23 protein-coding genes are annotated in these 25,710 nt (G+C 72.2%); 11 read left to right on the plus strand and 12 right to left on the minus strand.

Annotated elements, in window-relative coordinates; translation table 11 throughout:
- The first annotated feature begins 74 nt into the window (after positions 1-74).
- Positions 75-1,001 carry an alpha/beta fold hydrolase gene (locus J3P32_RS04280; protein WP_210438603.1) on the plus strand — a complete coding sequence of 309 codons (927 nt, stop codon included), beginning with the start codon at positions 75-77 and terminating at the stop codon, positions 999-1,001.
- Positions 1,002-1,391: 390 nt separating this feature from the next.
- On the opposite strand, the gene galK is transcribed toward J3P32_RS04280, so the two are convergent.
- A complete protein-coding gene (galK, locus tag J3P32_RS04285; RefSeq protein WP_210438604.1) occupies positions 1,392-2,483 on the minus strand; it encodes a galactokinase in 1,092 nt (363 codons plus the stop codon).
- A gap of 176 nt (positions 2,484-2,659) precedes the next feature.
- Here galK and J3P32_RS04290 point away from each other — a divergent pair, with 176 nt between their 5' ends.
- From J3P32_RS04290 to J3P32_RS04305, 4 genes are read left to right on the plus strand one after another with little or no spacing between them, the layout of a single operon-like run.
- Positions 2,660-3,937 carry an extracellular solute-binding protein gene (locus J3P32_RS04290; protein ID WP_210438605.1) on the plus strand — a complete coding sequence of 426 codons (1,278 nt, stop codon included), beginning with the start codon at positions 2,660-2,662 and terminating at the stop codon, positions 3,935-3,937.
- Complete coding sequence (locus J3P32_RS04295; protein WP_307807701.1) at positions 3,934-4,884, plus strand: carbohydrate ABC transporter permease; 951 nt, start codon at positions 3,934-3,936, stop codon at positions 4,882-4,884. The genes J3P32_RS04290 and J3P32_RS04295 overlap by 4 nt, the downstream gene beginning before the upstream one ends.
- 3 nt (positions 4,885-4,887) lie before the next feature.
- Positions 4,888-5,727: a carbohydrate ABC transporter permease gene (locus J3P32_RS04300; RefSeq protein ID WP_210438606.1), complete on the plus strand. Its 840-nt coding sequence runs from the start codon at positions 4,888-4,890 to the stop codon at positions 5,725-5,727.
- Between the two features lie 7 nt (positions 5,728-5,734).
- Entirely contained in the window at positions 5,735-7,000 is a 1,266-nt protein-coding gene (locus J3P32_RS04305; protein ID WP_210438607.1) for an ABC transporter ATP-binding protein, read from the plus strand.
- Positions 7,001-7,098: 98 nt separating this feature from the next.
- Here J3P32_RS04305 and J3P32_RS04310 read toward each other — a convergent pair whose 3' ends face one another.
- The 4 genes from J3P32_RS04310 to J3P32_RS04325 all read right to left on the minus strand — a co-directional run bounded on the left by J3P32_RS04310 (position 7,099) and on the right by J3P32_RS04325 (position 11,906).
- Positions 7,099-8,181: an ABC transporter ATP-binding protein gene (locus J3P32_RS04310; RefSeq protein ID WP_210438608.1), complete on the minus strand. Its 1,083-nt coding sequence runs from the start codon at positions 8,179-8,181 to the stop codon at positions 7,099-7,101.
- 167 nt (positions 8,182-8,348) lie between these two features.
- On the minus strand, positions 8,349-8,993 hold the full coding sequence (locus J3P32_RS04315) for a DUF1707 SHOCT-like domain-containing protein (protein ID WP_210438609.1): 645 nt from the start codon (positions 8,991-8,993) through the stop codon (positions 8,349-8,351).
- Positions 8,994-9,066: 73 nt separating this feature from the next.
- Positions 9,067-10,764 (minus strand): CapA family protein, encoded by a 1,698-nt coding sequence (locus J3P32_RS04320; RefSeq protein WP_210438610.1) that lies wholly within the window; start codon positions 10,762-10,764, stop codon positions 9,067-9,069.
- An 80-nt stretch (positions 10,765-10,844) separates the two neighbouring features.
- Positions 10,845-11,906, minus strand: coding sequence for an NAD(P)-binding domain-containing protein (locus J3P32_RS04325; RefSeq protein WP_210438611.1), 1,062 nt, complete (start codon positions 11,904-11,906; stop codon positions 10,845-10,847).
- Between the two features lie 106 nt (positions 11,907-12,012).
- On the opposite strand from J3P32_RS04325, the gene J3P32_RS04330 reads away from it, so the two are divergent.
- The 3 genes from J3P32_RS04330 (at position 12,013) to J3P32_RS04340 (ending at position 14,996) form a co-directional block, all read left to right on the plus strand.
- Positions 12,013-12,789 carry an isocitrate lyase/PEP mutase family protein gene (locus J3P32_RS04330; RefSeq protein ID WP_210438612.1) on the plus strand — a complete coding sequence of 259 codons (777 nt, stop codon included), beginning with the start codon at positions 12,013-12,015 and terminating at the stop codon, positions 12,787-12,789.
- A 93-nt stretch (positions 12,790-12,882) separates the two neighbouring features.
- Positions 12,883-13,266 (plus strand): PLDc N-terminal domain-containing protein, encoded by a 384-nt coding sequence (locus J3P32_RS04335; protein WP_307807702.1) that lies wholly within the window; start codon positions 12,883-12,885, stop codon positions 13,264-13,266.
- An 11-nt stretch (positions 13,267-13,277) separates the two neighbouring features.
- On the plus strand, positions 13,278-14,996 hold the full coding sequence (locus tag J3P32_RS04340; protein ID WP_210438613.1) for a fumarate hydratase: 1,719 nt from the start codon (positions 13,278-13,280) through the stop codon (positions 14,994-14,996).
- Between the two features lie 23 nt (positions 14,997-15,019).
- Here J3P32_RS04340 and J3P32_RS04345 read toward each other — a convergent pair whose 3' ends face one another.
- A complete protein-coding gene (locus J3P32_RS04345; RefSeq protein WP_210438614.1) occupies positions 15,020-15,886 on the minus strand; it encodes a MerR family transcriptional regulator in 867 nt (288 codons plus the stop codon).
- Between the two features lie 163 nt (positions 15,887-16,049).
- Positions 16,050-16,919 (minus strand): MerR family transcriptional regulator, encoded by an 870-nt coding sequence (locus J3P32_RS04350; RefSeq protein ID WP_210438615.1) that lies wholly within the window; start codon positions 16,917-16,919, stop codon positions 16,050-16,052.
- Between the two features lie 134 nt (positions 16,920-17,053).
- On the opposite strand from J3P32_RS04350, the gene J3P32_RS04355 reads away from it, so the two are divergent.
- Entirely contained in the window at positions 17,054-17,722 is a 669-nt protein-coding gene (locus J3P32_RS04355) for a spermidine synthase (RefSeq protein WP_210438616.1), read from the plus strand.
- A 4-nt stretch (positions 17,723-17,726) separates the two neighbouring features.
- Here the strand turns inward: J3P32_RS04355 and J3P32_RS04360 are convergent, their stop codons facing one another.
- On the minus strand, positions 17,727-19,625 hold the full coding sequence (locus tag J3P32_RS04360; protein WP_210438617.1) for a penicillin-binding transpeptidase domain-containing protein: 1,899 nt from the start codon (positions 19,623-19,625) through the stop codon (positions 17,727-17,729).
- 88 nt (positions 19,626-19,713) lie between these two features.
- On the opposite strand from J3P32_RS04360, the gene J3P32_RS04365 reads away from it, so the two are divergent.
- Positions 19,714-21,120 (plus strand): class II fumarate hydratase, encoded by a 1,407-nt coding sequence (locus J3P32_RS04365; protein WP_210438618.1) that lies wholly within the window; start codon positions 19,714-19,716, stop codon positions 21,118-21,120.
- Positions 21,121-21,197: 77 nt separating this feature from the next.
- Positions 21,198-21,788: a GNAT family N-acetyltransferase gene (locus tag J3P32_RS04370; protein ID WP_210438619.1), complete on the plus strand. Its 591-nt coding sequence runs from the start codon at positions 21,198-21,200 to the stop codon at positions 21,786-21,788.
- Between the two features lie 248 nt (positions 21,789-22,036).
- Here J3P32_RS04370 and J3P32_RS04375 read toward each other — a convergent pair whose 3' ends face one another.
- The 4 genes from J3P32_RS04375 to J3P32_RS04390 form a co-directional block, all read right to left on the minus strand.
- Positions 22,037-22,354, minus strand: coding sequence for a hypothetical protein (locus J3P32_RS04375; RefSeq protein ID WP_210438620.1), 318 nt, complete (start codon positions 22,352-22,354; stop codon positions 22,037-22,039).
- A 211-nt stretch (positions 22,355-22,565) separates the two neighbouring features.
- A complete protein-coding gene (locus J3P32_RS04380) occupies positions 22,566-23,153 on the minus strand; it encodes a VOC family protein (protein ID WP_210438621.1) in 588 nt (195 codons plus the stop codon).
- 238 nt (positions 23,154-23,391) lie between these two features.
- Complete coding sequence (locus tag J3P32_RS04385) at positions 23,392-24,660, minus strand: hypothetical protein (RefSeq protein ID WP_210438622.1); 1,269 nt, start codon at positions 24,658-24,660, stop codon at positions 23,392-23,394.
- 54 nt (positions 24,661-24,714) lie between these two features.
- A complete protein-coding gene (locus J3P32_RS04390; protein ID WP_210438623.1) occupies positions 24,715-25,419 on the minus strand; it encodes an aggregation-promoting factor C-terminal-like domain-containing protein in 705 nt (234 codons plus the stop codon).
- Between the last annotated feature and the right edge of the window lie 291 nt (positions 25,420-25,710).

The raw sequence follows: 25,710 nt of genomic DNA on the forward strand, positions 1-25,710 counted from the left end.
CGACTCCCGGCGGGCGGCACACTGCTCTGGCTCACGGGACGCGCGGGAGGGCCCGCGTCGTGTTCACTGGAGCCATGTCCTCCCGCCGCCCCACCACCGAGGCGCCCGCCGTGTCCGAGGAGCTCTTCGCGCCCGTCGCCGAGCAGGTCGAGCTCTGCTACCAGACCTTCGGCGACCCCGACGCGGAGCCGCTGCTGCTGGTGATGGGGCTGAGCGGACCGATGACCTGGTGGGACGAGGCGTTCTGCGAGCAGCTGGCGTCCGCCGGCTTCTACGCCGTGCGCTATGACAACCGCGACACCGGACGCTCCTCCCGCTACCGCTCGAGCGTCCGCGGGGACCAGCTGGTGCGCGCCTTCCTCACCGGCCGCGCCGACGCGCCGTACTCCATGTCGGACCTCGCCGGCGACGCCGTCGCGCTGCTGGACCACCTCGGCATCGACTCGGCGCACGTCGTCGGGGTGTCGATGGGCGGGATGATCGCCCAGACCGTGGCGCTCGAGCACCCGTCCCGGGTGCGGTCGCTGACCAGCATCAGCTCGACGACGGGCCGCCGCACGGTCGGCTGGCAGCACCCCTCCCTGCTGCCGCGGCTCATCGCGCCCCGCAAGGCCGGCCGGGACGCGTACGTCCAGAGCAGCCTCGCGATGTGGTCCCTGATCGGGTCGGCGGGCTTCCCGAGCGACCCCGACTCGCTGCGCACGCGCGCCCGCGACACCTTCGACCGCGGGATCAGCGCGAGCGGCGTGGTGCGGCAGATGCTCGCCATCCTCACCCAGCCCGACCGCACCGCGCGCCTGCGCAGCCTCCGGATGCCGGCCCTGGTCATCCACGGCACCGCCGACAAGATGGTGCACGTCAGCGGCGGCCGCTCGACCGCGGCCGCGATCCCCGGCGCCGAGCTCCTCCTCATCGACGGGATGGGCCACGACCTGCCCGCCAAGCTCTTCGACACCTTCGTGGACGCGATCGCCCGGACCGCCGACCGCGCGGGCGGGTAGGGGTCACCCTGTTTCCAATCCCCCGCTTAAGCGGGGGATTGCGAACATCACGGGGCATGCAGACCCCCAGAAGTTCGCGACACGCTCAGGAAGTCCCGGCGGCTTCCGCGCTATCGCCCGGACCGCCGCCCGCGCGGGCGCGTAAGGCCTCCTATTTCGAATCCCCCGCTTAAGCGGGGGATTGCGAACATCCCGGGGCATGCAAACCCCGAGAAGTTTACGACACGCTCAGGAAGTCCCGGCGCCTCGCGCGCTTTCCCCAGCCCGACTCCCCCCGCTCGCCCTCGCCGCGGAGTGAGCTCCCGCCGACGCGCGCCCGCCTCCAGCTCGAGTCCCGGTTCGAGCGCACCCCGCGCGCCCGCCCCCGCGCCCGCCCCGAACCCCTCAGCCCTACGCCGGGCGCGCGCCGGCCTCGGCAGCCGCGGTGAAGACGTCGGGCTCGCCGAAGCCGGCGTCGGCGAAGGCGGCTCGTACGGCGTCGCCCGCCGCGCCGGCGTCCCGCTCGGGCACCAGGCCGATGACGCAGCCGCCGAAGCCGCCGCCGGTCATCCGGGCACCGAGCGCGCCCGCGTCGAGCAGGGCCTCGACCGCCGTGTCGACCTCGGGCACGGTGATGCGGAAGTCGTCGCGCATCGACGCGTGCGAGGCGGTGAGGGCGGGGCCGACGTCGGGCAGCCGCCCCTCGTCGAGCAGCCGCACCACCGACAGCACCCGGTCGTCCTCGGTGACGACGTGCCGGACGTAGCGGCGCAGCTCCTCGTCGTCGAGGCGGGCCAGCGCGTCGTCCAGGTCGTCCGTGGTGACGTCGCGCAGCGCCCGGACGCCCAGCAGGCCGGCGGCCCGCTCGCACCCGCTGCGCCGCGCGCCGTACTCCCCGTCGGAGTGCCGGTGCGGCGCCCGGGTGTCGGCGACCAGCAGGACCAGCCCGGACGAGGCCGGGTCGAACGGGACCGGGCGCGACGTCAGGTCGCGCATGTCGCAGAACAGCGCGTGGCCGGCCTCGCCGCGCAGGCTGGCGAGCTGGTCCATCCCGCCGGTCGGCGCGCCGACCGCGTCGTTCTCGACCCGCCGGCTGAGGTCGAGCAGCCCGTCCGGGCCGAGACCGAGCCCGAGGTGGTCGTCGAGCGCGCCCGCCACCGAGCAGACCAGCGCAGCCGAGGACGACAGGCCCGCGCCCGTCGGCACGTCGGAGTCGACCTCGATCCGCAGGGGCGGCACGTCGACGCCGTCGTCGTGCAGCAGCCAGAGCGCACCGAGGACGTACGACGCCCAGCCGGGGACGTCGACCCGGTCGGCCAGGCCGGTCGCCTCCACAGTCACGGGGTCGGCCTCCTGCCGGGACACCACCGTCCATCCGGAGTCGGCCGCACGCACCTCGGCCGAGCAGCCCATGGGCAGCGCCATCGGCAGCACGAAGCCGTCGTTGTAGTCGGTGTGCTCGCCGACGAGGTTGATGCGCCCGGGCGCGAACCAACGCGTCACGTCATGCCTGCTTCCAGCCGTAGGACCGGCCCACCCTCGAAGGTCGGTGATTGGTTGCCAAACCTAGCCCCAGCAGATAGACCAGTGACGGCAGTCACTGAACAGGAGGGCGCATGGCATCACGATCATCGACCCGATCACGCGGTCGCCCGGGAGCAAGACGGATCGCCGGCTCGGTGGCGTCGCTCGCCCTCGCCAGCAGCCTCCTGGCCGCCTGCGGAGGAGACGGCGGCACCCCGACGCTGAACTGGTACGTCAACCCGGACGGCGTCGACACCTTCAAGACCTACGCCGAGGAGTGCAGCACCGACCAGTACGACATCGCAGTGCAGGAGCTGCCCGCCAGCGCCACCGACCAGCGCACCCAGCTGGCCCGGCGCCTGGCGGCGGAGGACTCCTCGACCGACCTGATGAACCTCGACCCGGTGTTCGTGGCGGAGTTCGCCAACGCCGGGTGGCTGCAGGAGATCCCGGAGGAGCTCGCCACCGAGATCACCGACGGCGGCGACTACCTCCAGGGCGCCATCGACACCGTCACCTGGGACGACGGCGTGTACGCCATCCCGCTGTGGGCCAACACGCAGGTCCTCTGGTACCGCAAGTCGCTCGCCGAGGCCGCCGGTCTCGACATGACGCAGCCGGTCACGTGGGACCAGGTCATCGAGGCCGCGTCCTCCCAGGGCGGCACCGTCGGCGTGCAGGCCAACCGCTACGAGGCCTACGTGGTGTGGATCAACGCGATGATGCAGGGCGCCGGTGGCGCGATCGTCAGCGACACCGAAGCCGGCCGCGACGCGACCGTCGAGCTCGACAGCGACGCCGGGCGCAAGGCCGCGGAGATCATCCAGAAGCTGGCCGACAGCGACGCGGCGCAGGCCGACCTCACCGTGTCCAACGAGGGCACCAGCCTCGGGCAGATGTTCCCCGAGGAGGGTCCAGGCGAGTTCATGGTGAACTGGACCTTCGTCTACGCCAACTACAAGGGCCTCATCGGCTCTCCCGGCGGTCCCGCCGACGAGCAGGAGTTCGAGGACCTCGGCTGGGCGCGCTACCCCGCCACCGTCGAGGGCGAGCCCTCCAAGCCCCCGATCGGCGGCATCGACATCGGGCTCGGCGCCTACTCCGAGCACCCGGACTGGGCGCTGGAGGCGGCGCAGTGCATCACCTCCACCGAGGCGCAGGTCGACCTGGCCGTCAACGACGGCCTCATGCCCTCGACCAACTCGGCCTACGACGAGGTCGCGGCCACGGGTGAGTTCCCCGAGGACCTCCTCGACCTCTACCGCACCAGCGTCGACGAGGGCGGCCCGCGACCGAAGAGCCCCTTCTACAGCCAGATCTCGAGCGCCGTGCAGTCGTCGTGGCACTCGCCGACGTCGGTGACGCCGGACTCGACACCCCAGCAGTCGGCCGACTTCCTCACCGAGGTCCTCGCCGGAAGGAGCTTGCTGTGACGCACACGACCGTGGCTCCCGACGACAAGCGCGACGTGCGCCGGGCCGACAAGGCAGCCGCCAGCGACCGGTCGAAGGCCGAGAACCGCCTCGGCATGCGGCTGGTCGCCCCCGCGATCTTCCTGATGCTGCTGGTGACGGCGTTCCCCATGCTGAGGGCGATCTACCTCAGCGTCTTCAACTACAGCCTCACCGCACCCGACGACCGCGAGTTCGTGGGGCTGTCCAACTACCTGACCGCGCTGACCGACTCGCTGTTCTGGGAGACGACCCTCAACACCGTCTTCATCATGGTCGTGACGGTGGCGATCGAGCTCGTCATCGGCTTCGCCTTCGCCATGGTGATGCACCGTGTGATCTTCGCCCGAGGCGTCATCCGCACCTCGATCCTCATCCCCTACGGCATCATCACGGTGGTGTCGGGCTTCGCCTGGCAGTTCGCGTTCAGCAACAACAACGGCTTCGTGAACGCCTGGCTGCCCTTCGTCGAGGACAACTTCAACTGGTTCGGCGAGTACGGCTCGGCGATGGCGGCGATCATGGTCTCGGAGATCTGGAAGACCACGCCGTTCATGTCCCTCCTGCTGCTCGCCGGGCTCGCGCAGGTCTCCGAGGACATGCTCGAGGCGGCGAAGGTCGACGGCGCGACGTGGTGGCAGCGGCTGTGGAAGGTCATCCTGCCCAACATGCGCTCGGCGATCATGGTGGCGGTGCTGTTCCGCGCGCTCGACGCCTACCGCATCTTCGACAACATCTTCGTGATGACCGCCGGCGCGCAGGGCACCGAGTCCATCTCGTTCCTGACCTATCGGCAGGTCATCGAGCAGTTCCAGCTCGGCATCGGCTCAGCGCTGTCGGTGCTGCTGTTCCTCTCGGTGCTGCTCATCGCGTTCCTGATCGTCAAGATCTTCCGCGTCGACCTGGCCGCCGCACGGCAGGAGGGCTGAGACATGTCCACGAAGAACAAGATCGGCATCGTCATCGGAGCGGCCCTGATCCTCCTGTGGTGCCTGCTGCCGGTGGCGTGGATCATCTCGCTGTCCTTCAAGAGCCAGGAGGCGATCACCAACGGCAGCCCGGGCTTCCTGCCCTCCGAGGGCGGCGGCGCCGGCTGGCAGAACTACCGCGACGTGCTCGCCGACGACCAGTTCCTGCGCTCCATCCTCAACTCGATCGGCATCTCGCTGATCGCGACCTTCCTCTCGGTCGTCATCGCCACGCTCGCGGCGTACGCCATCGCGCGCCTGGAGTTCACCGGCAAGAAGTTCGTGCTGACGCTGGCGCTGGTCATCGCGATGTTCCCGGTGGTCTCGCTGGTGGGCCCGCTGTTCGACATGTGGCGCACGTTCGGGATCTACGACACCTGGCCCGGCCTGATCATCCCCTACATGTCCTTCACGCTGCCGCTGGCGATCTGGACGCTGTCCGCGTTCTTCCGCGAGATCCCGTGGGAGATGGAGCAGGCGGCCCAGGTGGACGGCGCCACGTCGTGGCAGGCGTTCCGCAAGGTGATCGTCCCGCTCGCGGCCCCCGGTGTGTTCACCGCGGCGATCCTGACGTTCTTCTTCGCCTGGAACGACTTCGTCTTCGGGATCTCGCTCACCTCGACCGAGAACGCACGACCCATCCCGGCGGCGCTGTCCTTCTTCGTGGGGTCGGACCCGTTCAACCGGCCGGCGTCGCTGCTGGCCGCTGGAGCCGTCGTCTCGACGATTCCGATCATCGTCATTGTCCTGCTGTTCCAGCGCAAGATCGTCGCCGGCCTCACCTCCGGCGCAGTGAAGGGGTGATCAGCACATGGCTGGCATCGAGATGAAGAACATCGTCAAGAAGTACGGCGACGGCTTCCCGGCCGTCAACGACGTGAGCATCGACGTGGAGGAGGGCGAGTTCCTCATCCTCGTCGGCCCCTCGGGCTGCGGGAAGTCGACCCTGCTGCGCATGATCGTGGGCCTGGAGGACATCACCGACGGCGACATGATCATCGGCGGCAAGCGGGTGAACGACCTCGCGCCCCGCGAGCGCAACCTGTCGATGGTGTTCCAGAACTACGCCCTCTACCCCCACCTCACCGTCTACGAGAACATCGCGTTCCCGCTCCGCCTCGCCGGGAAGTCCGACTCCGAGGTGGACCAGAAGGTGCGCGAGGCGTCGAAGACGCTCGAGCTCGACGAGCACCTCGAGCGCAAGCCCGGCAACCTCTCGGGTGGTCAGCGCCAGCGCGTCGCGATGGGGCGAGCGATCGTCCGCGACGCCGAGGCGTTCCTCTTCGACGAGCCGCTGTCGAACCTCGACGCCAAGCTGCGCGGGCAGATGCGCACCGAGATCGCCCGGCTGCAGAAGCGCCTGGGGATCACCACGGTCTACGTCACCCACGACCAGACCGAGGCGATGACGCTGGGCGACCGCGTCGCGGTGCTCAAGCGTGGCGTGCTCCAGCAGCACGCCACTCCGCGCGAGCTCTACGAGAACCCGGCGAACCTGTTCGTGGCCGGCTTCATCGGCTCGCCGCCGATGAACTTCCTGCCCGCCAAGGTCAACGGGGACTCGGTCGAGCTGCCGTTCGGCACGGTCAAGATCCCGGCCGACAAGGCGCAGAAGGCCCAGGGCAAGGACCTGCTCATCGCGGGCATCCGACCCGAGCACTTCGAGGACGCGAGCGTCGTCGACCCGTCAAAGGTCACCGACGAGTCGACCTTCACCGCGAAGGTCGACGTGGTGGAGTGGCTCGGCAACGAGGCCTACGCCTACGTCCCCTTCGAGGCGCCGCCGGAGGTGCAGCAGCAGCTCCAGCAGCTCGAGCGCGACCTCGACGGCGAGTCGCTGCGCACGCAGCTGGTCGTCTCGCTCGACGGCGCCAGCCGGATCAGGGAGGGCGACGAGGCCACCATCTGGGTCGACGTCCGCAAGATGCACCTCTTCGACCCCGCCACGGGCGACAACCTCACCATGGACGCGGCCAACGCCGGCATCGTCCCGGGCGGGAACACCATGGCGAAGGCCGAGCAGGTCGGGCAGCAGCAGGACGGCGTCCAGCCTGGCGGGAGCCAGGCCACCGCCTGAGCCAAGCACGACCACCACGGTTCTCCGGCCCCGCAGGTCGGCGACGGAACGAGGCCCCGGGAGCACCCGCTCCCGGGGCCTCGCTCACGTCGGGCGGCTCAGGCGGAGAGCCGCTCGCCGCTCTCGGTGTCGAACACGTGGACGTGCTGCGGGTCCGTCGTGACGTAGAGCGTCTCGCTCTTCTGCGGCTCGTGGCGGCCGCTCATCCGGATGATGACCGTGGACGGGACCCCCTCGACGTCGCTCGTGCCGTAGACGTAGCTGTCCGCGCCGAGCTGCTCGACCACGGTCACCTGGACGGGGAGCCCGCCCTCCTCGGCCGACACGATGCGCCAGTTCTCCGGTCGTACGCCGACGGTGACGCGGCCCTGCATCGTGCGCTCGGCGGTGGGGTCCACCGGCACCGTGTAGCCGCCGATCCTCACCTCGCCATCGGCAGCGACCCCTTCGAGCAGGTTCATCTGCGGGGAGCCGATGAAGCCGGCGACGAAGAGGTTGGCGGGCTTGTCGTAGAGGCGCAGCGGCGTGTCGACCTGCTGGAGGACGCCCAGCTTCATCACCGCGACCCGGTCGCCCATCGTCATCGCCTCGACCTGGTCGTGGGTGACGTAGACGGTGGTGATGCCGAGGTCCTGCTGGAGGCGGGCGATGTCGGTGCGGGTCTGCACGCGCATCTTGGCGTCGAGGTTCGACAACGGCTCGTCCATGCAGAAGACCTGGGGCTGGCGCACGATCGCGCGGCCCATCGCCACCCGCTGCCGCTGCCCGCCCGAGAGCGCCTTGGGCTTGCGGCCGAGGAACTCGGTGAGGCCCAGCATCTCCGCCGCCTGGGCGACGCGCCTCTTGCGCTCGTCGGACGACACCTTGGCCATCTTGAGCGAGAAGCCCATGTTCTCCTCCACCGACATGTGCGGGTAGAGGGCGTAGTTCTGGAACACCATCGCGATGTCGCGGTCCTTGGGCGGGACGTTGGTGACGTCCCGGTCGCCGATGAGGACCCGGCCCTCGTTGATCTCCTCGAGCCCCGCGAGCATGCGCAGGGTGGTGGACTTCCCGCACCCGGAGGGACCGACGAGGACCATGAACTCGCCGTCCTCGATCTCCAGGTCGATGCCCGGGACCGCCGGTTCATCCGCCCCCGGATACCACCGCTGGGCGCCTTCGAACGTCACTGATGCCATTGTCTGCTCCTTCACCGGCAGGTACGTGCCGGACGATCCGTCGTGAAGTGACGCAGGCCACACTAGCCGCACCCGGCCCAGCGCGGGCGGGCGTCCGGGCGGGTGTCCGGGCGGGTGTCCGGGTGGGCGTCCGGGTGGGCGTCCGGGTGGGGTTCGGGTGCTGGGCCTCAGAAGGTGCCGAGGTACTTGCGCGGGGTGCCCGGCGCGGGCAGGCGCTGCACCTGCACCGAGCCCATCAGCGCCAGCCCGCGCACCCGTACGACGGGCGAGTCCGGGCCGATCTCGGCGGGCACCTTGTCGCGGGCCTGCCCGTAGTCGCCCATGATCGGGGTGCCGTCGACCACGACGTGCACGTGGGCCGGGACGAGGATCTTGACGTCGCCCATGATGGCGCTGGCGTTGATCTGGGTCTCGTGGCTGGTCAGAATCGCCTCGCGGAGGTCCAGCGTGACGCTGCCCATGAGCGAGAACGCCGAGTGGTGCTCGGGCACCTGCCACACGCCCCGACGCCGGCAGTCGCCCATGATGGCGGTCGAGGAGTTGTGGCCGACGGCCGGGACCGAGGGCTGCGGGCGGCGCACCGGCGCTGCGGCCGGGGGCGTCACGGGGCCCGCCGGTTGGAGGTCGACGGTGATCGGCACGAGCTCGCCGTAGGTCTTGGCCTGCCAGGTCAGCTCCAGCCGCTCCTCGAGCTCGTAGAGGTCGAGCCGGCCCTCGGCCGCGGCGTCGCGCAGCACGTCGGCGACGCGCTGGCGGTCGGCGTCGGAGACGCGCATCTGCGACGGGTCGTACGGGTGCTCGATCTCCCCCATGGTCCAAGACTAGCGAGGTCCGCGGCCCGCGACCCGTGACGTGCGTCAGGCAGGCACCGGCAGGCGGGCAGCCTCAGGCGGGCGGTCGGGGCGCGGCGAAGTGCTGGTAGTCCTTCGAGGACAGCCAGTCGCCTCCCCACTCCCAGCCGATGCGCGCGAAGGCCCTGACGACGAGGTCGCCGGCCCGGACGACGCCGGGCGCCACCGGTGCGGAGCGGCCGCGGTCGATCGCGACGAAGCGCCGCCCCGCCGGCGGGTCGACCGAGCCGGGGCGCACGTAGGGATTCTGCACCGGGTTGAGGTCGATCGCGGCACCGAAGGCGTGCTGCGACCAGCTCGACTGCCCCGCGACCCGGCGGCAGTTGAAGCCGGAGGTGTTGTTGGCCGCCATCGAGGCGTCGTCGTCGGCGCCGTAGTCGTCGACCAGCCGCATCCGCGCGATCGGCCACCCGGCGTCGTACAGCCGCCCGAAGACCCCGGTCACCGCGCGCGCCCACCGGCGGTGCACCACCAACTCGCCGGTGCGGGCACGGCCGTCGAGGTCGCGGTGCGTCATCCGGAGGTGGCGGAGGTCGCGCAGCGGAACCGGGCAGCCGGGGCGGTGGCTGCGGCGCATCCGCTGCGCGAGGTCGGCGTCGATGCGACTCACGGAGGCGGCGTACGCCGGGTCCGCAGCCTGCCCGGCCCCGGGCTCGGCGCCCAGCCCGGTGCACCGGCGGCGCGCGCGCCAGTCGGCGACCGCGCGGGTGCGGGCGGCGCCGGCCAGGGGCACCGGACGGCCGTCCGTGGCGGAGATCCGGGCCGGGGTCCACGACTTCCCGACGACCCCGTCGGCGTCCAGGGTGACCGAGAGGACGCCCGTCGCGGACTGGCGGTCGTGGTACCAGACGAAGTTGCCCAGCCCGTAGCCGACGAAGGTGTCCCCCGCCCAACCGGCGCCGCCGAGGACGTGCGAGTGGCTGCCCACGACGACGTCGGCGCCGGCGGCGGCCAGGTCGCGGACCAGCAGGCGCTGCGACTGCGTGGGGCACGACTCGTACTCCTTGCCCCAGTGGAGGTAGACCACCACGAGCTGGTCCCTCGCAGCGGCCGCCTCGACCGCGTCGAGCAGGGCACCCGGTCGCCGGCCGCGCACCGACGCCGTGCCGGGGTTCGACGGCCCGGCCCTCCAGACGCCGCTCGACCCCTCGCGCTGCACGCCGTCCGCGGCGAGGAAGGCCACCTCCAGGCCGCCCGCGCGCACGACGTGCGGGGTGAGCGCCTCGGTCTCGTCACGACCCGCACCGACCATCGCGAGCCCGCGGGTCCGCCCCGCCGCCAGCGTGTCGGCGAGCCCGACGGCGCCGTAGTCGCCCACGTGGTTGTTGGCGACGCTCACCACGTCGATCCCCGACGCGAGCAGCACGTCGACCGCACGGGGGCCGGCGCGGAAGTGGTAGCGGTCCTGGGGGCGCTCGAGCTCCTTGGGGTCCGGGCGGCCGCGGGTGGTGAGGGCCGTCTCGAGGTTCACCATCGCCACGTCCGCGGCGCGCAGGGTGCGGGCGACCGGGCCGAGCGAGGCGTCACGGCGCTCGAGCAGCCGGCCGGCGTCCCCCTCGAAGTGCACGTCGCCCCCGAATGCGAGGGTGACCCGGCCGGTGCTCGCCGGCTCGGTCGTCGCGGTCACCGGCGACGGGGGCGGGGGCGCCTCCGCCGGCGCCGAGGACGTGCAGCCCGAGGCGACGAGCACGCAGGCGAGGACCACCACCAGCCGGCGACCGCGTCCGTCCACGCCTCGATTGTGCCGTGGCACAGGTAGCCAACGAGTAGAGCGGGATTGAGCGGGAGGTGGGCGGGCAGGTGGGCGGTGGGTCAGGCGGCGGCCGTGGCCAGCTGTCGCGCGACTGCCAGGGCGGCCTGCCGGCCCGCCCGGGAGGCGCCGATGGTGCTCGCCGACGGGCCGTAGCCCACCAGCTGCACCCGCGGGTCGCGCACCGCCGTGGTCGCGCCCTGGACGTTGCCGCGCACCGGCACGAGTGCGATGCCGCCCTCCGGGGACCGCAGGCCGAGCGGCGCCAGGTGGTCGACGGCCGGGCGGAAGCCCGTGGCCCAGAGGATCGCCCCGGCCGGCTCGAAGCGACCGTCCGCCCACCGCACGCCGTCCGCCTCGATGCGCTCGAACATCGGGAGCCGCTCGTACGCCCCGAGCCGGGCGGCCTCCTGCTCCTGCGGGCGAAGGGCCAGACCGGTCACGCTCACCACGCTCGCCGGCGGCAGCCCGCGGCGTACGCGCTCCTCGACCGCCGTCACCGCCGCGAGGCCGGCCGCGCCGTCGAGCTCCTCGCGCCAGACCGGCGGACGGCGGGTCACCCACAGCGTGCCGGTGACGGGCGCGAGCTCGCCGAGGAGCTGGACCGCCGACGCCCCGCCACCGACGACCACCACGCGGCGCCCACGGAAGTGCTCGGCGCCCGGGTAGTGCGCGGTGTGCAGCTGCTCCCCGGCGAACGACGCGATGCCGGGGTAGAAGGGCACGAAGGGGCGCGTCCAGGTGCCGGTCGCGTTGACGAGGGTCCGCGTCCGCCACACGCGGTCGCCCGCGCGGACGACCAGCAGGTCGTCCTCGCTCTCGACCCGGTTGACGTGCACGGGGCGCACGACGGGCAGGTGGTGCCAGCGCTCGTAGCCGTCGAAGTAGTCGGGCACGACGAGGTTCGCCGCCTCGTCCGAGCCGTCCGGGGCGGTGGATCCGGGCAGGTCGGCGACGCCGTGCACGTCCCGCATGCTGAGCGAGGCCCACCGGTGCTGCCAGGCGCCGCCCGGCTGCGGGTTGGCGTCGAGGACGAGGTGGTCGATGCCGCGCTGGCGCAGGAAGTACGACGCCGCGAGGCCGGCCTGGCCGGCGCCGACGACCAGGGAGTCGAGGGGCTGCACGTCGGTGCAACGCCGCCCCGTGCCCCCCTATGCCCGCCCTGCGCCCGTGCCCGCCCGTGCCCCGGCGGGCCTGTCGTCGCGGGGCGTGGCGTGGCAGCCTCGGGGCATGGACACCGCCACCCCCTCCCTCGCCACCCTCGCCACCCGGCTCCTCGACCTGCACCACGCCGGCACGACGCTCGTCCTGCCCAACGTCTGGGACGCCTGGTCGGCAACGGTCGTCGCGGGCGCCGGCTTCGGCGCCCTGAGCATCGGCAGCCACCCGCTGGCCGACTCGCGCGGCCAGGGCGACAAGGAGGACATGACGATCGACGACGCCCTCGACGGCGTACGCCGGATCTGCGCGGCCGTCCCGGACGTGCCGGTCACCGCCGACATGGAGTCCGGCTACGGCGTCGCCCCGGCGGAGCTGGTCGAGCGGCTGCTCGAGGCCGGCGCCGTCGGCCTGAACGTCGAGGACACCGTCCACTCCGAGAGCGGGCGGATGCGGTCGGCGTCGGAGCACGCGGACTACGTCGGCGCGATCCGGCAGGCCGCCGACGCCGCCGGGGTCGACCTCGTCGTCAACGCCCGGACCGACGTGTTCTTGAAGCGGGACCAGTTCGAGGACCCGGTCGCGGAGGCCATCACCCGGCTGCGCGCGTGCGAGGAGGCCGGGGCGCGGTGCGTCTACCCCGTCGGCGTGCCCGACGCTGCCTCCCTGCAGGCCCTGCTCGAGCCGCTCGACGGCCCCGTGAACGTCATCGCCAACCCTCGCACCGGATCCGCGGCCGGCTCGCTCGAGGACCTTCGGGTCATGGGCGTGCACCGGGTGACCTTCGGCCCGAAGCTGATGCAGGAGCTGGCGCCCGACCTCGTCGCTCTGGTGGCCCCCTGGAAGTAGCCCCACGCGGGCCGGGGCCGCGCTAGCCTGCCGCCACGCCGGGCCGCCGGCGTCCGTGCGGCCCCGGACGGGCCGGCTACCGGGGGTGTCGTCGTGCGGATCGTGCTGTTCCTGGTCCCGTTCGTCCTGGCCGTCTACTGCGTCGTCGAGGCGATCTCCAGCCGTGACGGCGACGTGCGGAACCTGCCCAAGCTCTGGTGGATCCTGCTCATCCTGTTCTTCCCCGTCGTGGGGTCGATCGCGTGGCTCGTCGCCGGACGGCCCCAGCGGGCCCGCCGCCACGGCCCGCACGAGCGCAGCGCCAGCGCGTTCCCCGAGTACGACCGACCCGGGCGCTTCGCCGCCGCCGACCCGGCGGCCGACGAGGAGTTCCTCCGGCAGGTGCGCGAGCGCGCGGAGGAGCAGCGCCGCAAGGCCCGCGAGGAGAAGCGGCGCGAGGCCGAGGGCGGATCAGGACCCGAGGCCGACCCGGCGTAGCATCGGCGGCCGTGAGCGCTGCCGCTGGACCCGAGTTCCACTACTCCGACCTCCTCCCCACCGCCGGCTCCAACGGCGCCCCGGAGACCCCCTACCGGCTGGTCACCACCAAGGGCGTCTCGACCGTCGAGGCCGGGGGACGCACCTTCCTCCACGTCGAGCCGGAGGCGATCCGCCGGCTCACGGAGGAGGCGATGCACGACATCAGCCACTACCTGCGACCCGGCCACCTGGCCCAGCTGCGCCGGATCATCGACGACCCGGAGGCCTCGGGCAACGACCGCTTCGTCGCCCTCGACCTGCTCAAGAACGTCAACATCTCCGCCGGCGGCGTCCTCCCGATGTGCCAGGACACCGGCACCGCGATCGTGATGGGCAAGAAGTCCGAGGGCGTGCTCACCGGCGCCGACGACGGCGAGGCGATCAGCCGCGGGGTGTACGACGCCTACACCCGGCTCAACCTCCGCTACTCCCAGCTCGCGCCGCTCACCACGTTCGAGGAGCGGAACACCGGCACCAACCTGCCGGCGCAGATCGAGATCTACTCCACGCCGGCGCAGGACCGGCCGGAGTACAAGTTCCTCTTCATGGCCAAGGGCGGCGGCTCGGCCAACAAGTCGTTCCTGTTCCAGGAGACCAAGGCGGTCCTCAACCCGACGCGGCTCATGGAGTTCCTCGACGAGAAGATCCGCTCGCTCGGCACCGCCGCGTGCCCGCCGTACCACCTGGCGATCGTCATCGGCGGCACCAGCGCCGAGTTCGCGCTGAAGACGGCCAAGTACGCCTCCGCGCGCTACCTCGACGACCTGCCGACCGAGGGCTCGATGAGCGCGCACGGGATCCGCGACGTCGAGCTCGAGGAGAAGGTCTTCGAGCTCACCCAGTCGTTCGGCATCGGCGCGCAGTTCGGCGGCAAGTACTTCTGCCACGACGTCCGCGTCGTCCGGCTCCCCCGGCACGGGGCCTCCTGCCCGGTCGCGATCGCCGTCTCCTGCTCGGCCGACCGCCAGGCGCTCGGCAAGATCACGCCCGACGGCGTCTTCCTCGAGCAGCTCGAGACCGACCCGGCGCAGTACATGCCCGACGCCGGGCTGGCCGAGGACATCGCCGGCGGCGAGGTCGTGCGCATCGACCTCAACCAGCCGATGGCCGATATCCTGGCCGAGCTGTCGAAGCACCCCGTCAAGACGCGGCTCTCGCTCACCGGGCCGCTCGTGGTCGCCCGCGACATCGCGCACGCCAAGATCAAGGAGCGGCTCGACGCCGGCGAGGAGATGCCGGCGTACCTCAAGGACCACCCGGTCTACTACGCCGGCCCGGCCAAGACCCCCGAGGGCATGCCGTCGGGCTCCTTCGGCCCGACGACCGCCGGACGGATGGACTCCTACGTCGAGCAGTTCCAGGCCGCCGGCGGGTCGATGGTCATGCTCGCCAAGGGCAACCGCTCCAAGCAGGTGACCGAGGCGTGCGGACGCCACGGCGGGTTCTACCTCGGGTCCATCGGCGGTCCGGCTGCCCGGCTGGCGCAGGACTGCATCACCTCAGTCGAGGTGGTGGAGTACGAGGAGCTCGGCATGGAGGCGGTGTGGCGGATCGAGGTCGAGGACTTCCCGGCCTTCATCGTCGTCGACGACAAGGGCAACGACTTCTTCACCGACCCCTCGGGCGCCGTGACCGTCCCGCTGAGCTCGCTGACCGGCTCCGGCATCCGGGTCCGCTCGGCCCAGTAGCGGCCCAGTAGCGGAGGCGGGGCTCAGCGGCGGTCGGTGACCCGCGCGGCGAGGGTGGCCGCCGCCTCCCCGATCCGGTGACCGAGCGGCTCGCCTCCCTGCACGCGGCCCTGCTGGGCGCCGCCGAGGAGGACGGGCGCGTGGGCCGAGATCGCCTCGACCGCCTCGCGGACCGCCGGGAGGTCCTCGACGGTCGGCACGCTGAGCACCACGGCCGCGGGCTGCAGCGTGCGCACGGTCTCCACCCAGGACTCCACGGGCAGGTCCGCCCCGAGGTAGGTGACGTTCACGCCACGGCTGCGCAGCACGAGCGCGAAGGCCAGCACGCCCAGCTCGTGGCGCGACCCCCGCGCGAGGCCCACCACGACCCGCGGGGCGTCCGGCGGGGCGTGCGGCAGCTGGTGGAACGCCTGGGCCAGACGGCGCAGGACGGCCGCGCTGACGAAGTGCTCCCCCGCCACGCTGACGGCACCGCGCTGCCAGGCGTCGCCGAGCCGGACGAGGGACGGCAGCAGCCACTCGTCGACCGTCACGGCGAGGTCGCCCTCGGCGAAGGCCTTGTCGAGCAGGCCCTCGACCCGGGCGACGTCGAAGTCGGCGGCGGAGGTGGTGAGGTCGTCGAGCCGCGACAGCGGCGAGCCGCCGGTGCCGGACCGCGGGAACACCCCGGCGACCGGCTCGGCCAGCACCCGTCGTGCGGCCTCCCGCGGCGACCAGCCCGCGTCCACCAGGTCGCGCATCGCCGCCAGGCGGCGCACCGCCTCGTCGTCGTAGAGGCGGTAGTTGCCCTCCGAGCGCGCGGGCGCGACGACGCCGTAGCGCTGCTCCCACTTTCGCAGGGTCTCGCGCGGCACTCCGGTGAGCTGGGCGGTGCGTCCGGCGGTGTACATCTCTCTAGGGTACCCAGCGTTGGACAAAGTGTGTACAAACGCGGGGACGAAGTTGCTTGTCCACCACAGTGGACAAACTGTGGACAGGCGAGCGGCCGGCTCGGGCGCTCCGCCCGGGTCGATGTCCCTCCGTGCCGGCCGGGCCGGGCGGGACCTCCGGTCGCTAGCTGACGGCGCCGAGCCGGGTGGCCACCCTGGCCGCGGCCGCGCCGGCGAAGTGACCCAGGTGCTCGGGCCCCTCCACCATGTCCTGGTGCGCGCCGCCGAGGAGCACGCTGGTCATCGGCATGAGGGCGTCCACGGCCTCGCGGACCGCTGGCAGGTCCTCGACCGTCGGCACGGCGAGGACGGCCGCCTGCGGGTCGATCAGGCGTACGGCGCCCACCCAGGCCTCGAGCGGCAGGTCGCCCCCGAGGTAGGTGACGGCGACCCCGCGGGACCGCAGCACGAGGGCGAAGGCGAGCACGCCCAGCTCGTGGCGCGCGCCCCGGGCGAGCCCCACGACGACGCGCGGGCCGCCGCTCGGCGCCGGCTGCAGGGACTGGAAGGCGTGCGCCAGCCGGCGGTGCACGGTGGCGGTGACGAAGTGCTCCCCGGCAACCGAGACCAGCCCGCGCTGCCACGCCGTCCCCAGGTGCACCATGGAGGGCATCACCCAGTCGTCGACGACCGAGACGACGTCGTTGTCGGCGAAGCCCTCGGCGAGCAGCCGCTCGAGCCGGGGCACGTCGAAGTCCTGCGCACACTCGACCAGGGCCGCGAAGCGCTCCTCGAAGGCCGGCACCTCCGGTCGGCTCAGTCGGGCCTCTGCCGCGGCGACGTCCTCGGTGACGTGCCGGGCGGCCTCCTGGGCGGTCCACCCCGCGTCGACCAGGCTGCGCATGACGCTCAGCCGGCGCACGGCCTCGTCGTCGTACAGGCGGTAGTTGCCCGACGAGCGCTGCGGGACCACGACGCCGTAGCGCTGCTCCCACTTGCGGAGCGTCCCGGTGGGCACGCCGGTGAGCTCCGCCGCCCGACCAACGGTGTACACGCCTTCCAACGTAGACGCCCGTCCCGCCCAGCGGCAGCCATTTCGCGAAGCATGGCGCGTGGCGGGCGCCGCGCCGCGCCGCTCCGGCGGTGGCGTGCCGGCGTCGCGGGCGCCGTCCTTGGCAGGATGGTGCCGTGGACTACGTGGAGGTGGCGCGGGCGGAGACCGAGCGGGGGGACGTGGTGCTGCGGCGGCGCACGTCCGACACGGCCCCCGACGTCCTCGAGCTGCGGGTCAACGGCGTCTTCGTGATGGACACCCTGGAGACCACCAGCGAGATCGAGCTCGCGGCGCAGGCGCTGGACCTGGTGGAGCAGCCGCGCTCGGTGCTCATCGGTGGGCTCGGCCTCGGTTTCACGCTGCAGCGCGTGCTCGCCGACCCGCGCGTCGAGCGGGCGGTCGTGGTGGAGATCGAGGAGCCGCTGATCCAGTGGATGCGCGACGGCACGGTGCCCCACGGCCCGGCCGTCCTGGCGGACACCCGCGCGACGGTCGTCAACGCCGACATCGCGATGGCGATCGCCGAGGCGCGCTCGACGTACGACCTGGTGCTGCTCGACGTCGACAACGGCCCCGGCTACCTGGTGCACGAGGCCAACGAGGCGGTCTACGAGGAGGAGTTCCTGCGTCGCTGCCACGACCTGCTGAGCCCCGGCGGCGTGCTGGTGGTGTGGTCGGCGAACCCGGCGCCCGACCTGCTCGAGGCCCTGCGCGCGGCTTTCGGCGCGGCCGAGGAGCAGGCCCACGACGTGCTGCTGCAGGACCGCCCGGAGAAGTACCACCTCTACCTCGCGCGCCGCTGAGGGCTCAGCGGAGGAACTCCTCCAGCACGGGGCCGGCGGTCTGCGAGCCCGAGACGCCCGTCGCGACGAACACGGCGACGGCGAGGTCGCCGCGGGTGGCGATCATCCAGGCGTGCGTCGGCAGGTTCGCCGAGGCGTCCGGCTCGCCGTGCTCCGCCGTCCCGGTCTTGGCGCCGACCTCGCCGGGCACGTCCTGGAGGAAGCGACCCGACCCGGTGGTCACGACCGCCCGCATCAGCCCGCGCAGGGTGCCCGCCTCGGCCCCGGTCAGCGGCACCCGGGGCGGCACCTGCTCCACCTCGTGCTCCGACAGGAGCACCGGGAGCACCGCCCGGCCGGCCGCGACCGACGCGGCGACGGTAGCCATCGCGAACGGGCTGGCCAAGACCGTGCCCTGACCGATCATGTCGGCGGCGGCGCCGGTCTCGGTCGCCGGTGGCGGCACCTGGCCGAAGTACACCGGGAACCCGAGGTCGTGGTCGGTGCCGAGGCCGAGCGCCTGCGCCGCGGCCGCGAGGTCGCCGTCGGCGAGCCGGTCGACGTTGTCGATGAGCGCCGTGTTGCACGACTGGGCGATCGCCTGGGTGAAGGTGATGTCGCCGAGCGCGGACGCCGGGTAGTCGTCGTAGTTCTTGAACGACCGCCCGTCCACGACGGTGGTGGCCGGGCACGAGACCACGTCGTCGACGCGCAGCCCGCTGCGCAGCAGCGCGAGCGCGGTCACGACCTTGAAGGTGGAGCCGGGCGCGTACTGCCCGGTCGAGGCGAGGTCTGCGCCGGCCGCCCCTGCGCCGTTGGCGCTGGCCAGGACGGCGCCGTCGGAGGGCCGGATCGCGACGAGGGCCGCGGCCGGGGCGCCGTCGCCCAGCGTGGCGAGGGCGTCCTCGGCCTTCTGCTGCAGGACGGGGTCGAGCGTGGTCGCCAGGTCGGCGCCGTCGGTCGGCGCGACCTCGAAGAGACTGCGCAGCCGGTCGTCGGCGTCGCGCGCCACCACAGCGGTGCCGGCCGTGCCGCGCAGCTGCTCGTCGTAGCGGGCCTGGAGCCCGGACAGGCCCACCTCGTCGCCCGCGACGACCCGGCCCTCGGACTCCTCGACGACCTCTGCGGTGGCGGGCCCCACCCGCCCGAGCAGGGCGGCGGCGAACTCCCGCGTCGGGGCGAGCGGCAGCGTGTCGCGCACCGCGAGCGCCCCGGGGACGTCCTTGAAGGCCGGCAGCACGTCGAGCGCGTCGTCCTCGCGCAGCACGATCGCCTCGACGAAGGCCTCCGGCCCCATCGCCTCCGCGCGCTCGACGTACGAGGCCGGGTCGACGTCGAGGACGCGGGCGATCCGCCGGGCACTGCGCGCGACCTGCGCTCCTTCCACCTTGGTCTTGTCGAGCCCGTAGCGCAGGACCGGACGCTCGGTCACCAGGACGGCGCCGTCGGCGTCGGTGATGTCGCCGCGCTGCGGGGCGAGGGTGCGCAGCCCGAGGGTGTCGCCGTCGGCGAGGTCGGGGGCCAGCGCGTCCGGGGCCCAGTCGACCCGCCAGCCGGAGCCGTCGGGTGCCAGCGTCACGGTGGTCTGGTACTCCCACGGGACGTCCGTCGTCACGGCCCAGCGCCACGCCAGCGTCGCGGTCGCGGAGCCGGGCCGGTCGTCGCCGGCCTCGACCTCCTCCACCGACGCGACCTCCACCTCGACCGGCACCTCGTCGAGCGGCGCGACCAGCTCGACGAACGCGCTGCGGTCGGCCTCCTCGGTGAGCGGCACGTCGCCCAGCGAGTGCTCCGACAGCGCGGCGGCGAGGTCGTCGGCGACCACCGACGGCGGCTCCCCGTCCTCGCCGAGGACGGAGCAGGCGGAGGCAGCCAGCACGACTCCAGCCATGCCGACGCTGATCCCGAGACGGAGTCGTCGCATGCTCCCCATGCTCCCCAACGAGGGTGCGGCCCTCCAAGGGGCCACGCCGCAGGTGCCGGTCGACGTCGTCACGGCTACCGTCGTCCTCATGAGCGACGCGACACCGAGCCCCGTGACCGAGACCCGCACCGAGCACGACTCCATGGGAGACGTCGAGGTGCCTCGCGACGCCCTGTGGCGGGCGCAGACGCAGCGCGCGATCGAGAACTTCCCGATCAGCGGCCTGACGCTGCAGCCGCGCCACATCCAGGCGCTGGCCCACGTGAAGGCGGCCGCCGCCACCGCCAACGCGGCGCTCGGGGTGGTCAGCCACGAGCGGGCCGCGGCGATCGTGGACGCCGCGGACGCCATCGCCGCGGGCAGGCACGACGGCGAGTTCCCCATCGACGTCTTCCAGACCGGCTCGGGCACCAGCTCGAACATGAACGCCAACGAGGTCATCGCGACCCTTGCCGCGCGCGCCGGGGTGGAGGTCCACCCCAACGACCACGTCAACGCCTCGCAGAGCAGCAACGACACCTTCCCCACGAGCATCCACGTCGCCGCGACGCTCGCCGTCGTCGACGACCTCCTGCCGGCCCTCGACCGGCTGGCGACGGCGTTCGAGGGCAAGGCCGAGGAGTTCGCGAGCACCGTGAAGTCCGGTCGCACCCACCTCATGGACGCCACGCCCGTCACGCTCGGGCAGGAGATGGGGGCGTACGCCGCCACGCTGCGCCTCGGCGTCGAGCGGCTCGAGTCGGTCCTCCCCCGGGTCCGCGAGCTCCCGCTCGGCGGCACCGCCGTCGGCACCGGGATCAACACCCCGGCCGCCTTCGCCGAGCGGGCGATCGCCGCCCTGTCGGAGCGGACCGGCCAGCCGTTCACCGAGGCGCGCAACCACTTCGAGGCCCAGGGCACCCGCGACTCGCTCGTCGAGCTCTCCGGGGTGCTGCGCACCATCGCCGTCGGTCTCACCAAGATCTGCAACGACCTGCGCTGGATGTCGTCCGGCCCGACCACCGGGCTGGCGGAGATCCACCTGCCCGACCTGCAGCCGGGGTCGAGCATCATGCCGGGCAAGGTCAACCCGGTGCTGCCCGAGGCCACGCTGATGGTCTGCGCGCGGGTCGTCGGCAACGACGCGACCATCGCGTGGGCCGGCGCGGCGGGCAACTTCGAGCTCAACGTGATGATGCCCGTGATGGCGCAGGCGCTGCTCGAGTCGATCCACGTGCTGTCCACCTCGAGCGTGGTGCTCGCCGAGCGCTGCGTGGACGGCATCACCGCCGACGCCGACCGGATGCGCCGCTACGCCGAGTCCTCCCCGTCGGTGGTCACCCCGCTCAACGCCCACATCGGCTACGAGGCGGCCGCCAAGGTCGCCAAGCAGGCGCTCGCCGAGGGGGCGACGATCCGCGAGACCGTCATCGCGATGGGGTTCGTCGAGCGCGGCGAGCTCACCGAGGAGCAGCTCGACGCGGCGCTCGACGTGGACTCGATGACGGGGCGCTGACCGGCACCCGCCTGCGGACCCGGGTCCGGCGGCGGATCCGGACGCCGATCGTCCGGTGACCGGCGTACGGTCGCGGCATGGGCACTGGGACGACGTACGTGCGGCCGCTGACGGTCGACACCTGGCCGGCCTTCGACGCGCTCGTGCAGCGGCACAACGGGATCTTCGGCGGCTGCTGGTGCATCTGGTTCCACCCCGATGGTCCCGAGCGTGGGCAGGGAGCCGAGGCCAACCGCGCCCTGAAGCGCTCCTACGTGGAGCGGGGAGAGGCCCACGCCGCGTTGGTCCTCGACGGCGACGAGGCCGTCGCCTGGGCGCAGTACGGCACCCCGGTGGAGCTGCCCACCATCCACCACCGCAAGCAGTACGACGCGGAGAAGGTGCGCGACCCCGACTGGCGGATCACCTGCGTGTTCGTCGACAGGCGCCACCGTCGACGAGGGCTCACCGAGGTGGCCATCCGCGGCGCGCTCGATCTCATCGCGCGGGCCGGTGGCGGCGTGGTCGAGGCCTACCCCCACGACCTGACCCACCAGACGAAGAAGATGTCGTCGTCGTTCCTCTACAACGGCACCCGCCAGCTCTACGAGCGCCTCGGCTTCGCCTACGACCGGCCCAAGGGGCTGAAGAACTGCGTGATGGTCACCGAGGTGCCGGCGGCCGGCTGAGCCGGGACGTGTGACCGGCCGTTCACAGGTCCATGTCTTGGCCGATGCGGTGACGCGCACTGGAGACCTCGGCTCGAACGTCCGGATCTGCCGAGATCCGCTCAGGGCATGGCGGCGATGCTTGCTGGCCGCGACTCAGGGTGGGCATGCCACCAGCGGTGATTCAGCGATGTGCGCGCGGAGTCGTAGAGGTGGTCCACGACCCACTCTCGAGCATCTGTCTCGTTGTCAAAGCGGTGCTCGAAGTTTCAATTGCCTCTCTCGGAGTAGAAGACAACCCAGGCACCCCGTTCCGGCAGTAGGTAGAGGGACTCCTGACCGTCATATCGATCGTCGCGAACGGCGGTGGACTCGAAGCCGTGCTCCTCAACCCACTGCAAGACGTCCTCTCGCGTGACCGACACCAGGTCTCCGAACGTGACGTCGTCGATCACGACGCCCGCGGGCAACTGGTCGACGGCCCACCTGAACGTGTTCCATCCGAGAATGGCCCGGATCTGATCTTCGACCGGGCGCCGACGTGACTGACGCCCGCTTCCCTGTCCCCGCCGGAAGAACTTGATCATGGATCGATTCTGACCGCCCGCGAGCAAAGCGCACGGATCTGCCGCGATGAGCTCGGGCGGATCGCGGCCTGAGCGAGCGTTGCCGCTCGACAAGCGGTAGACGCGGCTGCTGCCAAGGCGTGAGGCGGAGCATGGGGGCACGACCCTGCGGGAAAGCCGGGAAGTGTTGACGGAATGTCAGGGGCTCGAGCACGGGCTCCTCAGGCGGGCGTCATCGCGGCAGTGGGTTCGGGCCGGTCGCTGTGACCACTCGCTGGGGCACCCAGTCGTCGACGTGCTGGAATCCGTCGAGCCGGCCGCCTTGGTGCTCGATCCCGGTACGCAGTGAGTACCGATAGAACTTCACATGGGTGAAGTCCTCGAAGAGGACATAGACCGGGTCGACCGTCTCGCTCTGGAACTGCTGGCCGGTGAGGGCCGAGCGATGCTCGCGGGCGAACGCGTCGAAGCCATCGCCGACGACGACTCCGAGGTGCTCGAGGCCCATCTTGTACACGCGTTGGTGGACTGGGGGGATGAGCTCGATGTCCCGCACCACCTTGCCGTCGAAGACCTCGAGCGGCTCCGTGAGCGCGAGGAGGGAGATCGGCCGGCCGTTCCAGACGTTCTCGGCGTTCGCGCTCGCGTGGCGCTCCAGCAGCGTCCGGACATGGACGTACTGATCCCACTCGGGCACACGGAAGGCGAGGTGGCTGAGCGGGTACGGGGCGACGTCGATGTCCCGAGCCAGGAGGCGGTCGCGCTGCTGCGCCGCGAACGCCCGATAGTCGCCGATGATGTCTGCGATCGGGTCGGTCATGTCGACTCCCTCTCCGCCGGTGCCCTTCAACCGCCGTGATCGAGTCCGCCCAGCATGACGCACGAGGCGGCGAGCTCGCATCCGCCGCCCTTACAGTCATCGGCAGATCCGCGCGATCAACGCGGCAGCGCGTGGGCTTGGGAGAGCCCGGACGGGACGCCGGGCCGCCCCGGGGAAGGGGACGGCCCGGCTCCCACCTGACCCACTGCAGGGCACGCGAGACGCGCTCGACGCGCAGTCAGATGCGCTTCTCGCAGTTCCGGACCCTCTCGCCCTGGCACACGTCGCGCCCGGCCCACCCCCCGCTCACGCTGTCCTTGCCCGGGCCGCCGATGAGACGGTCGTCGCCGATGCCGCTCCCAGCGAGGCCGTCGTTGCCAGGGCCGCCGTAGATCGTGGACGTGTAGTTGGCGCACCGCGGCGTGACCCACGAGCCGAGGCCGTTGTATTTGGAGTCGACGTAGAGGTAGTCCCGGCCCTTCTTGCCGTTGACCGACGTCCGGCACGCGATGACGCCGATCTCGTTCGCGCGGTCGGTGCCGATGACGTCGGCGCGCTTCGCGGTCACGATGAGGTCATCGAAGCCGCGCACGCGGATCGCATCCGTGACGCCCGCCTTGGTGGCCGTCACCCGGGAACGGCTCAGGTCGGCGCGCACCCGGCTTTGGCTGCCGAGCTCGAGCAGCAGTTGGTTGCGCCCGCCGTCGCCCTTGATCCGCGTCGACTTCCCTCCCAGGCTGTTCGACTCATAGGAGTCCTTCCCGCCGCCGAGCGCGATGTCGCGGTCGAACGTCATCGGCGCGTCGACTCTGACGCGCTCGGTGCCACCGGTGCCGCGGAACGTGAACCGCCCACGCTCGGCCGACGTGGTGAACACCAACCTGTCGAACCGGGCCGTCCAGGTGAGCGCCGTGTCCGCGCCGATCACGGTGCCGCTGGCGTCCATGGTGACGTCGCCGTTGGCGGATCGAACGCCCAAGATGCCGCCCGTGCCCACGGACACCGCGCCTGGCGCCGTCTGGATGCCGCTCCAACTGACTTCGCCGGAGGCGAGGTCGATGATGTCGGCGTTCGGCTGGCCGGCCATGCCGGATCTGACGAGGCTGTAACCGCTGGAGCGGATGACGTCGGCCCCGGTGTCGGTGCTGTCAGGCGCGACCACGTTGTCGGGGCCGTCATCGGTGCCCGCGTAGATCACGTGCTGTCCGCCGCGGGGGTCGATGAACGTGTCGGCCCCCGCCCCGAGGATGGCGAAGACGCTCCTGCCGAACGTGGGGTCCTCGCCGGTCGCGCACACCCTGTCATCGCCGCCGAGCGCGTCAACACGCATCGCGCCGTTCGTGACGATGACGTCCGCGCCCTCCGTTCCGGTGATCTGACCCCCGGGCGTCCCGACGATGGTCGCCGCCTGCCCCTGACATGTCTCGGCCGCTGCGGTGGCCGTGCCCACCGGCGCGAGCAATGCTGCGGACAGCAACGCGGTGGCGGTCAGACTGACGTTCCTCATGGTTCCCCTTGACGTCGACGAACCCGTATGACGAGGCGTCGGCCCGGAAGGTTGTCAGTACCAGTTGTTGGCCTGCTTGAAGCTCCACGCGCTGCAGGGGCTGCCGTAGGTGTCGCGGATGTACTCCAGGCCCCAGCGGATCTGCGACTCGGCCGAGGTCATGTAGTCCGCCGGGAGGTCGTGCAGCTGGGTCAGCGCCTGCGGGATGCCGTACGCCGACGAGGTCGGATTGTCCGCGTCGACGCGCCAGTCGGACTCACTGACGTACAGCGAGTCGAGGCAGGAGAACTGGTCGGACGAGAAGCCGTAGAGCGGCAGCAGCGCGCGGGCGATGTCGCGGGGGTCGCCCTCGGACAGCCGCTCCGACCGGGTCACCGCCGACCCGCCCGACATCTCGAGCGCAGTCGCCTTGACGGCGTCGGTGCGCCGCGCCGAGCGGGACGCGACCTGGCGGCCGGCGCGCCGCTCGAGCCCGGTCGCGCTCGTGGCGCCCTGCTGCGAGGACCGGTCGGTGCCCTCCGTCGCCGCGCCGGTGCCCACCTCGCCGCTCGTCCCGGACGCGGCTGTCGCCACGTCGGCCGAGGCGGTTGACAGCACGTCGGGGTCGCTCCCGAGGACGCCTCCGGTGACGCTCACACCGGTCACGGCGGCCGCCAGGCCGGTGAGCGCGACACCCGTGCGCAGGGCTCGGCGACGGGCACGGACCGCCTTGTGCTTGCCGGGGGCGCGGTGCTTCGGGACGTACTGGGGCTTCGACACAGTGCTCGCGAGGGGGTCGGGGGCGGGGGTGGGCGCGCCGTGCGTGCACGGGCGCGCGACCGCGGAGGTCCACGGCCGGGCTGGACGGGCGAGGGAGGGCCCGGGTCCTGCCGGCGACCGAGGTCACGAAACGGTCACGAGCCACCATGCCTGAGCCGACCGGGGCCTGCAAACCGAACGCGATGATTCCCCTCATCCCTTTGGTCACATCGGTCCCATCAGTCCCGATGGCCCCGCGCACCCCAGCGCGCCGACACGGCGTGCCGAGGATCACCGCGCCGACTCGGGAAA

The sequence above is a fragment of the Nocardioides xinjiangensis genome (assembly GCF_017916385.1).
Lineage (GTDB): Bacteria > Actinomycetota > Actinomycetes > Propionibacteriales > Nocardioidaceae > Nocardioides > Nocardioides xinjiangensis.

What these genes read in the sequence shown, in the direction of transcription:
- J3P32_RS04280 (WP_210438603.1), top strand. Translation starts at nt 75, where the DNA reads ATGTCCTCCCGCCGCCCCACCACCGAGGCGCCCGCCGTGTCCGAGGAG.
- J3P32_RS04300 (WP_210438606.1), top strand. Translation starts at nt 4,888, where the DNA reads ATGTCCACGAAGAACAAGATCGGCATCGTCATCGGAGCGGCCCTGATC.
- J3P32_RS04305 (WP_210438607.1), top strand. Translation starts at nt 5,735, where the DNA reads ATGGCTGGCATCGAGATGAAGAACATCGTCAAGAAGTACGGCGACGGC.
- J3P32_RS04310 (WP_210438608.1), bottom strand. Translation starts at nt 8,181, where the DNA reads ATGGCATCAGTGACGTTCGAAGGCGCCCAGCGGTGGTATCCGGGGGCG.
- J3P32_RS04315 (WP_210438609.1), bottom strand. Translation starts at nt 8,993, where the DNA reads ATGGGGGAGATCGAGCACCCGTACGACCCGTCGCAGATGCGCGTCTCC.
- J3P32_RS04330 (WP_210438612.1), top strand. Translation starts at nt 12,013, where the DNA reads ATGGACACCGCCACCCCCTCCCTCGCCACCCTCGCCACCCGGCTCCTC.
- J3P32_RS04345 (WP_210438614.1), bottom strand. Translation starts at nt 15,886, where the DNA reads ATGTACACCGCCGGACGCACCGCCCAGCTCACCGGAGTGCCGCGCGAG.
- J3P32_RS04360 (WP_210438617.1), bottom strand. Translation starts at nt 19,625, where the DNA reads ATGCGACGACTCCGTCTCGGGATCAGCGTCGGCATGGCTGGAGTCGTG.
- J3P32_RS04365 (WP_210438618.1), top strand. Translation starts at nt 19,714, where the DNA reads ATGAGCGACGCGACACCGAGCCCCGTGACCGAGACCCGCACCGAGCAC.
- J3P32_RS04370 (WP_210438619.1), top strand. Translation starts at nt 21,198, where the DNA reads ATGGGCACTGGGACGACGTACGTGCGGCCGCTGACGGTCGACACCTGG.
- J3P32_RS04375 (WP_210438620.1), bottom strand. Translation starts at nt 22,354, where the DNA reads ATGATCAAGTTCTTCCGGCGGGGACAGGGAAGCGGGCGTCAGTCACGT.
- J3P32_RS04380 (WP_210438621.1), bottom strand. Translation starts at nt 23,153, where the DNA reads ATGACCGACCCGATCGCAGACATCATCGGCGACTATCGGGCGTTCGCG.
- J3P32_RS04385 (WP_210438622.1), bottom strand. Translation starts at nt 24,660, where the DNA reads ATGAGGAACGTCAGTCTGACCGCCACCGCGTTGCTGTCCGCAGCATTG.